The 2,195-nt window shown below is 35.0% G+C and carries 2 protein-coding genes; one reads left to right on the top strand and one right to left on the bottom strand.

Annotation, left to right across the window (positions count from 1 at the left end):
- Nucleotides 1–1,134: IS4 family transposase (locus AC1DIT_RS27915; RefSeq protein WP_476998585.1), on the top strand; the 1,134-nt coding region annotated here is incomplete at its 5' end.
- 382 nt (nt 1,135–1,516) lie between these two features.
- Here the strand turns inward: AC1DIT_RS27915 and AC1DIT_RS27910 are convergent.
- A complete protein-coding gene (locus AC1DIT_RS27910; protein WP_476998586.1) occupies nt 1,517–2,176 on the bottom strand; it encodes a serine/threonine protein kinase in 660 nt (219 codons plus the stop codon).
- Between the last annotated feature and the right edge of the window lie 19 nt (nt 2,177–2,195).

Genomic DNA, 2,195 nt, shown 5'->3' with positions numbered 1-2,195 from the left:
GAACTACTAAACCAAAAATTGGCCTCATCTATACCGATTTCTTCTCCATATACTTCTGTTTTTAAGCGTATTCGTATTTTAGATTCAACTGCATTTCAGCTCCCAGATTCCTTTTCATTCGTTTATCCAGGTGCAGGAGGCTGCAGCCATACAGCAGGGGTGAAAATTCAGCTTGAATATGATTTATTAAGTGGACGGTTCCTGCATATTCATACCGGTCCGGGTAAACAACATGATCGAACCTACGGTTCTCTGTGCATCCCAACTGTGACAGCGAATGATTTATGTATCCGAGATTTAGGATATTTTCATTTGAAAGATCTTCAACATATACAGGATAAAAAGGCTTACTATATCTCTCGTATCAAGTCGAATACACGTATTTATCAAAAAAATCCCGATCCTGATTATTTTCGAGATGGAAGAATCAAAAAAGGTACGGAGTATATACAGATAGATATGGAGGTCTTAATGAACTCTCTTCAGCCAGGACAAACATGTGAAATACCCGACGCTTATGTAGGAATGACCGATAAAGTACCTACTCGTGTGATTGTTCATCGACTAACAAAAGAACAACAAGAAAAACGATTACAAGATCAAACCGTAAGAGAAAAAAAGAAAGGAATGAAGTATTCTCCTCGTAGTAAACGACTCAGTGGTATCAATGTATATATGACAAACACTTCTACAGATGTTGTCCCAATGGGACAAGTACATGGTTGGTATTCTTTACGTTGGCAAATCGAAATTTTATTTAAAACGTGGAAATCATTCTTTTGCATTCATCATTGTAAAAAGATAAAACAAGAACGATTGGAATGCCATTTGTATGGGCAACTGATTGCCATTCTACTCTGTTCCTCTATTATGTTTCAAATGCGGAAGTTACTTCTTATGAAGAAGAAACAAGAATTGAGTGAATATAAAGCTATTTATATGATTAAAGACTATTTTTTTCTTCTGTTCCAAACTATACAAAAAGACACCCCAGAATTATCAAAGATTCTCCTTCGTCTGTTTAACCTCCTACAGCGCAACGGACGAAAATCTCATCGATACGAGAAAAAAACAGTCTTTGATATATTAGGTGTCGTATACAATTGTACCATGTCTGATAATCAAGCGGCTTAATTTAAAAAAGGAAACCCATTAGGGTTTATTTCGTATGCGAATTTTTAAATAATCTACACTGATCCCCTATAAAAAGTAAAAAAACTCTCCTGAAAAATTCCTAATGTAGTCTTAGCTTGATAGCGATGGGGTAGCACCACATCACCATCAAGCTAAGATTTTGAAGTACCTCCTAAACGAAAATTTTGTGTCTTTTATAGCAACGAAGTTCATTTTTTTCGTTTTGGGGGTAACCTGTTCTGTTAAGTTGATGGATGTGTGGCGGTACCCCTTCATGAAGTTATAAAATTAGGACCGTACATATTAGACATATCTAAAATGTACGGTCCTTTTGTTTACTAGTGGTTCACTTATCTAACCTAAAGATAAGTATGTGGTCCTTTTACAATTTGAATTTCTTTTTAAGCTTCTTATATTTTCTATATGAACGTCTAACAATGTTTAACATGAAATACGGTATTTTAACAGGGAAAGGCAATTTATAAATGAAAGGCAAGTAAAATGTAAAATATGCCTTTTCTAGGTCTCTCCACTTACTATCTTCTTTTGTTTTTAAGAAATCAGATACATCGACTACATATCCCCTTCCGYTTTYCATCATCACATTTTTCCCGTGAACATCACAAGGAGTTAATCCTTGTTCCCTTGCATACTCTAAAGCTTCATTGATATCAAGGATTACCTGCTTAGGAATTTTAATCCCCTTATGAATAGCATCGTATAAGGTAATTTCTTTTAAACGTTTCAATACTATGAAATTTTCTCCTTTATATATAAGCTTCGAATAAGAAGGATGATTTCCGATTCTTCGGTATACTTCTGACTCTYTTTCAATTCCTTCTCCTTCTCGCGCGTAAACTTTCACTACCCAATCTTTGTATTCTTTGTGCATAAATACTGCGGCATAATTACCTGTCCCTAAACACTTCCAAAKTCTAGGAATATCTTTAACTACTACAGGCTCGAATTCATCCTCACTTCTTATGCTTACCTCTTTTAATAATTCGTCCTTTATCAATCCCACAAAACTATTTATACTCATCATTTCCACTCCGGTTTTG

This window comes from Bacillus sp. 05T22 (genome assembly GCF_056396765.1).
The sequence above is the reverse complement of the archived record's forward strand: the minus strand, read 5'-3'. Positions and strand labels throughout refer to the sequence as shown.